7 protein-coding genes are annotated in these 6840 nt (G+C 70.6%); all 7 read right to left on the bottom strand.

Annotated features, from left to right (window positions below):
- The coding region (locus tag AC27VN_RS28405; RefSeq protein ID WP_490878703.1) for a hypothetical protein at positions 1-195 on the bottom strand (195 nt) is incomplete at its 3' end.
- Positions 196-197: 2 nt separating this feature from the next.
- The gene (locus AC27VN_RS28400) at positions 198-494 is read right to left on the bottom strand and encodes a sulfurtransferase TusA family protein (RefSeq protein ID WP_490878702.1); all 297 of its coding nucleotides are present in this window, start codon (positions 492-494) and stop codon (positions 198-200) included.
- Entirely contained in the window at positions 491-1018 is a 528-nt protein-coding gene (locus tag AC27VN_RS28395; protein WP_490878701.1) for a hypothetical protein, read from the bottom strand. Before AC27VN_RS28395 ends, AC27VN_RS28400 begins: the two co-directional genes overlap by 4 nt.
- Before the next feature lie 6 nt (positions 1019-1024).
- Positions 1025-2017, bottom strand: a complete 993-nt coding sequence (locus AC27VN_RS28390; protein ID WP_490878700.1) for a beta propeller repeat protein — start codon at positions 2015-2017, stop codon at positions 1025-1027.
- Positions 2018-2042: 25 nt separating this feature from the next.
- Positions 2043-3692 carry a DUF4150 domain-containing protein gene (locus AC27VN_RS28385; protein ID WP_490878699.1) on the bottom strand — a complete coding sequence of 550 codons (1650 nt, stop codon included), beginning with the start codon at positions 3690-3692 and terminating at the stop codon, positions 2043-2045.
- A gap of 2 nt (positions 3693-3694) precedes the next feature.
- The gene (locus AC27VN_RS28380; protein WP_490878698.1) at positions 3695-5737 is read right to left on the bottom strand and encodes a type VI secretion system Vgr family protein; all 2043 of its coding nucleotides are present in this window, start codon (positions 5735-5737) and stop codon (positions 3695-3697) included.
- A 208-nt stretch (positions 5738-5945) separates the two neighbouring features.
- Positions 5946-6677, bottom strand: a complete 732-nt coding sequence (locus AC27VN_RS28375; RefSeq protein WP_296779996.1) for an SGNH/GDSL hydrolase family protein — start codon at positions 6675-6677, stop codon at positions 5946-5948.
- Positions 6678-6840: the final 163 nt, after the last annotated feature.

Below are 6840 nucleotides of genomic sequence, written 5' to 3'. Positions count from 1 at the left end.
GCCCTCGGCCGGGTCGCCGTCGTAGCGGTCGGCCAGTTCCAGCGCGGCCTGTCGCGGCGCCAGCGCGAGCGGCTGGCCCGGCACCAGGTGGAAGCTGCCGCGCACCGCGAGCACGGCCATGTCGGTGCCGTCGCGGTGGAACTGGGAGAAGGCGAGCGCGGAAAAGGGCGTGTGGTTGTCGAGGTCGGGCGCCATGCTCAGCGTCGCAGCAGCGTGTAGATGCGGCAGGCGCCGTCGCGCTGGCTGCCCAGCAACTGGACCGGCAGCGCGGGCAGCGCGTCGGCCAGGCTCTCGAAGGCCACGGGATCGTCGACCGCGAGCACCAGCAGCCGGCCCGGCGCGCTGCGCGCGATCGCTTTGCGCAGCCGCAGCATGGGCTGCGGGCAATGCGTGCCGCGGGTGTCGATGCGCAGGGCCGGGCCGTGGCTGTCGTCGATGCCGTCCGCGGTGGGTGCGGGCCGGGCCGGCAGGAAGGCGGCGTGCGGATCGCTCATGGCGTGGCGCCCTGCGCCGCCAGCGTGCGGAAGTCCGGCATGGCCCCGAGGCGCTGCAGGTGCAGCCCCTCGATGCCGACCATCGCCGGCTTGAAGATCACGCCCACCACGCGGCCGTCGGGCAGGTAGTGGACGATGCGGTGGTTGCCGTCGCGCAGGTCGATCGGCCGGCCGAAGGCGGTGTCGGCCGAGAGCTTGCGGCGCGCGCCCTGCGGCGTTTCGCCGCGCGCGTCGAGGCCGAAGGGCAGCGGCAGCGCGGCGGCATCGAGCTGCAGGTCGTAGAGCACCCAGGCCTGCGGGTCGGCCTGGGCGACGCGATCGGCGAAGGGATGGACCAGCGCCACCCGCAGGCCGTTCGACGCGCTCGCGTAGTCGGCCCGGGCCGCGAGCTCGGCCGGCGGGCATCCGGTGGGCGCGAGCTGCGTCCAGGCCGCGAAGCCGGCCAGCCATTCGGCGATGCCGCAGCAGCCGATGCGCTGCGCGGCCTCGTTCATCCAGTCGATCTCGCGCTTCCACAAGGCCATGGCGCCTCAGCGGATCGGCGGATTGCCGGGGAAGGGGATGCGCTCCCAGGCCGTGCCGTCGAAGCGCGCGATGTCGGCGTAACCGATCGACCAGAGCACGCCGTCGACCACGCGCAGCAGGTGGCCGTCCTCGTACTCGGGGTCGAGCCGGGTGCGGATGCGGTGCGTCGCGCCGTTGGCATGCAGGTAGAGGCCGGTCTCGGTGGCCAGGAAGATCTGGCCGTCGTAGCTCGTCACGTCGACATAGGCGCGCGTGTCGTCGAGCGCCGAGACGTCCTGGAAGCCGTCGACATGGTTGCCGTGCAGCAGCGTGCCGCCGCGGCCGCAGGCCCAGACCGAGTCCTCGCGCTCGACATGGATGCGCGAGATGGCCGGCATGCCGCTGGCGACGGCTTTCCACGGGCGCCGGCCGTCGCCGCAGTACAGCACGCCGTCGTTCACGTTCTGGAACCAGCCGCCCGCGTAGACCTCCTGCTCGTTCGCGCCGGCGATCGTCTTGAAGCTGATGCTCTTCTTCTCGCCCTTCTCGCGCAGCAGCCCGGTGTCCATGTGTTCCCAGGCCCCCGGCTTCGTCCGGCGATAGATCTGGCCGCCGCCGCCGCAGGCATGGAGCCGCCCGCCGATCTGGGCCAGCGCGATCATGCTGCCCCAGCCTTCGGAGTCGTCGCTCCACAGGCCGGCGCCTTCGATGCGCTCGGTCATGGCCTCGCCGCCGGGCGGCAGGTGCATCACGTCGCCTTCCTCGGTGAGGAAGACGAAGGCCGCGGCCGCGCCGGTGTCGCCGGGCGGGGGCGAGAAGAAGAGGCCATCGACGACCGTGGCCGGCAGGTCGGTGGAGCGCCAGAGCGGATCGTGGCCCGCGCGGTACTGGCACAGGCGCGCGAAGCCCTCGAAGCGCGCGTCGGCGTTGGAGCAGGCCAGGAAGAGGTCGTCGCGTCCGCGCGGTGCCGCGGCCTCGATCTGCAGCCGTATCCGGTCGGGTTGGGTCAGGGGCGTCATCGTCGTGCTCGGTGCTTTCTCGTCGTCATTCCACGCGCCACGCGTTCTGCAGCAGTTCGCGCAGTTCGGCGGAGGTCTTCGTCAGGCCCCGTCCGAGCATTTCGTCGGGGATGGTCTTGAAGGCGTCCCGGATCGGCTGCTCGAACTGTCGCTTGCAATCGGGCTTGACCTCGTCCAGCGCGTCGATCGAGATGTCCAGGACATCCTTCAGCGTGACCGTGCCGTTGCTGCCTATTTTCGCGCGCATGCCTTCGGAGATCTTCCGATGGACTTCGGCATGGTCGTCCTTGTTCAGGCAGATCGACGGCCCCTTGTCGAGCGAGGGCGCGCCGGGCATGCGCACGCCCGGGTCGAGGCGGGTGCCCACGCGCAGGATGAAGTCGGGCACGACGTGGTGCGCGGCCTCGCCGTCGCCGCACTTGTTCTCGTCGTAGGGCTCGGGCTCGCAGTCGTCCTTGTCGCCGGTGATGCGGGTGCCGTCCTTGCCGCCGCCGCCGCTGGTGTCGGTAGCCGGCGCGGGAGCGGTGGTGGTCTCCTTGGCGCGGGCGCGTTCCTCGGCGATCTGCTGCTCGAGCGAATCGCGCACCTTGGCGTCGTAGGCATGGAAGCCCTTCGATTCCCAGGGCAGCAGCGACTCGAGGAAGTTGCTGCTGGCGTAGTCCTGCTTGTAGGCGGCGAGCTGCTCCACCGCCTGGTCGTAGAGCGACTGTTCGCGCGGGGTCTGCGGCGTGATGCCGGTCAGCGCCTTCTTCGCCTCGTGGATGGCCGCGTAGTGGTCGCCGATCGGCATCACCACCAGCACGATGACCGCGATCAGGTTGCCCTTGCCGCCGCCCGTGGGCTTGGGCAGCCGGGGGCGCGGCATGGTCGCCGGCGGGCGCCACTTGGGCATGTCGGTGACGGTCGGCGTCTTGCCGGTGTCGAGGAAGGCCAGCTGCACCGGCTGCTCGCCCAGCGAGGCGCGCAGCAGCGAGCTGTAGCCCGACAGGTTGGCGGCGCTGGCGATCTTCGCCTTGCCGGTCTTCTCGTCGTCGCTGCCGTAGTAGGCGATCTCGGCGCCATCGGCCTGCGCCTTGGCCAGCAGGGCCTCGGCCTGGCTGTCGTCGATCGCCGGCCGGTCCTCGGGCGGCCAGCGCTTGCCGCGGTCCTTCTTGTAGATCAGCTCGCCGCCGGTGTTGCGCTTGTTCATCCAGAAGCTGTCGCCGTCGCGCACCAGCCACTGGCCGTTGACCCGCACCACCGTCGAGGCGGTCTTGGGCTCGGCGATGTCGCCCACCGTGCCCGAACTGATGCCCTTGGCCGCGCCCGGCTCGTCGCCCGTGACGTGCGTGACCTGACTGTCGAACTTGAAGGCCTTGAGCGAAGTGAGGAAGACGTTGCGCGAAGCGTTGGCATCGTCGCCGAGCCGGCCGGTGATCTGGTAGGGGATGGGCGGGGTGGACGAGCCGATCGGCGTCTTGCAGACGTCGGGCGAGGTGCACACCACCAGCGCCTGGCCGACGTCGCGGCCCGCCTCGGGCGGTGGATCGCTGGCCGGCGTCTGCGGCCGGGGCTTGCCCACGATCACCGCGACGCGCGCGATGCGTCCCGTCGCGCCCGAGGGCAGCGCCGTGCCGAGGCCATCGAGCCCGGCGGGCTTGGCAAGCGAGGCACCGGCCTTGGGGTCGAGCGCCATGCTCAGCAGAGGTCGATGACGTGGCCGTTGATGCGCACCGGCCCCGCGGCACGGAAGTCGAAGCGCGTGCCGGTCAGGGTCACCTGGCCGTCCTTGGTCATCTCGAGCCGGCTCTTGCCGACGGTGATCACCAGCGTCTCGCCCACGTCGAGCGAGAAGTCCTCGCCGATGGTCTCGGTCTTGCTCTTGCCGACCGCCACCGTCTGCGTCAGGCCGACCAGCGAGGTCTTGGCGATGCCGACCTCCTCGGAGGAGGTCAGCGCGACGAAGCGGTTCATGTTCTGCAGCACCGTCAGCAGCTCGTTGGCCTTGATCGTCTCGACGCGGTTGTTGCCGATGGTGATGGTCTCGTCGTGGCCGACGTTCTCGGTGCGGTCGTGGCCCACCTGCACGGTCTCGTCGTGGTCGATGGTCTTGGCGCGGTCGTGGCCGACCCAGTGCGTCTCGTCGTGCTCGACCTCGATGTCCTGGTTGCGCTCGGCATGCAGCCACACCTGCTCGGCGCCCTTCTTGTCCTCGAAGCGGAAGGCGTTGGCATTGGCATCGGTCGCGCCTTCCGAGCTGCGCGACAGCAGGCCGCTCTGCGTGGCGTTGGCCGGCAGATCCCACGGCGGCATGTTGTCGGCGTTGTAGACGCGGCCGGTGACGATCGGCCGGTCGGGATCGCCGTTCTCGAAGTCGACGATCACCTCCTGGCCGATGCGCGGGATCTGGATGCCGCCGAAGTTGGTGCCGGCCCAGGGCGAGGAGACGCGGACCCAGCACGAGCTGTTCTCGTCCTTCGGGCAGTAGCGGTTCCAGTGGAAGCTCAGCTTCACGCGGCCGTACTGGTCGGTCCAGAGCTCGCGCCCGGCCGGGCCGGTGACGATGGCGGTCTGCGGGCCCGTGGTGCGCGGGCGCGGCACGGTGGGCACGTCGGCGCGGTAGACCTTGCTGGTGGGGATCACCTCGAAGTCGACGCGGCACTCGAACTGCTCCTGCCCCGAGGCCTCGCCCGGCTCCTGCAGGCGCAGCCGCGCGGCGGTGACCAGGTAGGCGCGGTTGGCCTCGTTCTGCGGATGGCGCTCGAGCGTGAAGGTGCAGCCCGGCACCACGGCGCGCAGATTGCCCGAGCCGCTCGCGCGTTCGCCGCGGCTGCCGGTTTCTTCCATGCGCCGGCGCACCAGCTGCTCGCCCTCGGACTCGGCCGTGTAGTCGCCGGGCCAGGCGTAGCGCTCGCGCTCGTTCTGCGCGGTCTTGCGCGGCATCGCGCTGACCTGCTGCAGCCGCGCCTTGGGCCGCTCGAAGTCGAAGTCGTCGGTCACCCAGCGCCCGCTCTGCAGCGCCTCGAAGGCGCAGAAGCTGTCGCAATGCTCCTCGCGCACCGTGTCCTCGGCGGCGTGGAACGGGATCTTCTCGTAGGCCGCGTTCGCGAACGGCTGGTGCGCGCCCATCTCGTCGACGATCACCAGCGTGTGCTTGTCCTGCGCATGCTCGAACCAGAAGTACAGGCCCCACTCGTGCAGCAGCCGCGCGACGAAGTCGAAGTCGGTCTCGCCGTACTGCACCTGGAAGTCGCGCGGCGGATAGCTCTGCGAACTGCGGATGTCGAGCGGCAGGCCGTAGGGCGAGAGCACCTCGCGCACGATGTCGAGCACGGTCTTGTGCTGGAAGATGCGGTAGTCGCTGCTGCGCGTGGCGAGCGTGAGCCAGGGCTCGATCACCGCCTCGTAGAGCGCGCGGCGGTTCTCCAGCCGCAGGAAGCGCACGCGCGTGACCAGGCCCGCGATGTGGCGCTCGCCACCGCCCGCGCCGGGCCGGCCGTCGAGCAGGATGTGCACCGCGAGCGGCTCGCCCACGAGCTGCTTGATCGCGACGTTGGCGGCCTGGCGCTCGTTGAAGCCCGGCTGCTCGGGCGTGGTCAGCGTGACCGTGTAGGCGTAGAGCTGGCTCAGTCCCTCGCTGCCCTCGATGGCCACCGGCTCGAGCGCCGGCGCGTTGCCCCATTGCGGCATGGCGCTCGAGGTGACTCGCAGGACGCGCGTGGCTCGCGATGCGCTCGGCATGGATTCGATCTCCCTGAAGTCGTCGCCGCCGCCACGGCCGCGCACCGGCGCGGCAGGCGTGGAACAGGCCCCCTTTCTACCGAGCCGTCATGAAACTTCGAAGACCGTTTCCCTCAGTCGCGCTGTAGGACAAGGCCGTGCCGAGGCAGGGAAGGGCGAGAAATGGAGTCGAAAGAATTCGAAATGGCCCGGCCGGGCTTCGGCGGCCTCAGTGCGCCGGCACGAGGTGCGAGGCGATCACCGACTGCCACAGCCGGTAGCCCTCGTCGGTCATGTGCAGCCGGTCGCCGCGGAACAGCTCGGGCCGCGGCTTGCCGTCGGCCCCGAGCATCGGCGTGAAGATGTCGATGTACTCGCTGTTGGGCAGCCGGTTGAGGTAGGCCGAGACCATGTGGTTGGTCTCGCGGATCAGCGGCATCAGGTGCTCGCGCGAGGGGCTGGGCTTGACCGAGACGAAGCTGATGCGTGCATCGGGCAGCTCGTTGCGCACCACGTTGGCGAAGCGCACGAAGGCATCGAGCACCTGCAGCGGCGTGCGGCCCTCGGCGAGGTCGTTGTCGCCCGCGTAGACGATCACCTGGCGCGGCCGGTAGCGCACCACCAGGTCGTGCGCGAACAGGCTGCAGTCGGCCAGGGTGGAGCCGCCGAAGCCGCGGTTGACGATGCCGGGCACGCCGGCGAAGTCCTGCGAGAGGCGGGTCCACATGCGCACCGTGGAGCTGCCCACGAACACCACGCCGCCGGGCGGCGGCAGGCCGTCCTGGTCGGCGCGCGCGAAGGCCTCGAGCTCGCGGTGCCAGCGCACGCGCGCGGCGAGGTAGTCGGCCGAGGAGACGACCGGGTCGAAGCTGGCGGCGGGTGCCGGGGCGGTGACGGGTACCTGGGCCTGGGCGGCGAACGAGGCCGCCAGCAGGGCCAGCGCGGCGAGCGCGGTCTTCATCGAAAACATGGAGCGGGAAGGAAAAGCGGGCAGGCGGACCATCGGAAAAGCCGAAGCTGGGCAAGGAACGGGCGCCGCGCGCGGCGCCCGCCAGGCCTCAGATTGTCTTCTCGATCAGCGCGCCCTTGAAGAGCACCGGGCCGGTCGGCCCGCCTTCGCTCGG

Source organism: Variovorax sp. 20P10.2.4 (assembly GCF_058244205.1).
This window is presented reverse-complemented; position numbering and strand designations above follow the sequence as displayed.

Excerpts from the sequence above, each read along its gene's own strand:
- AC27VN_RS28390 (WP_490878700.1), bottom strand. The coding sequence starts at position 2,017 with ATGACGCCCCTGACCCAACCCGACCGGATACGGCTGCAGATCGAGGCC.
- AC27VN_RS28400 (WP_490878702.1), bottom strand. The coding sequence starts at position 494 with ATGAGCGATCCGCACGCCGCCTTCCTGCCGGCCCGGCCCGCACCCACC.
- AC27VN_RS28380 (WP_490878698.1), bottom strand. The coding sequence starts at position 5,737 with ATGCCGAGCGCATCGCGAGCCACGCGCGTCCTGCGAGTCACCTCGAGC.
- AC27VN_RS28395 (WP_490878701.1), bottom strand. The coding sequence starts at position 1,018 with ATGGCCTTGTGGAAGCGCGAGATCGACTGGATGAACGAGGCCGCGCAG.
- AC27VN_RS28385 (WP_490878699.1), bottom strand. The coding sequence starts at position 3,692 with ATGGCGCTCGACCCCAAGGCCGGTGCCTCGCTTGCCAAGCCCGCCGGG.
- AC27VN_RS28375 (WP_296779996.1), bottom strand. The coding sequence starts at position 6,677 with ATGAAGACCGCGCTCGCCGCGCTGGCCCTGCTGGCGGCCTCGTTCGCC.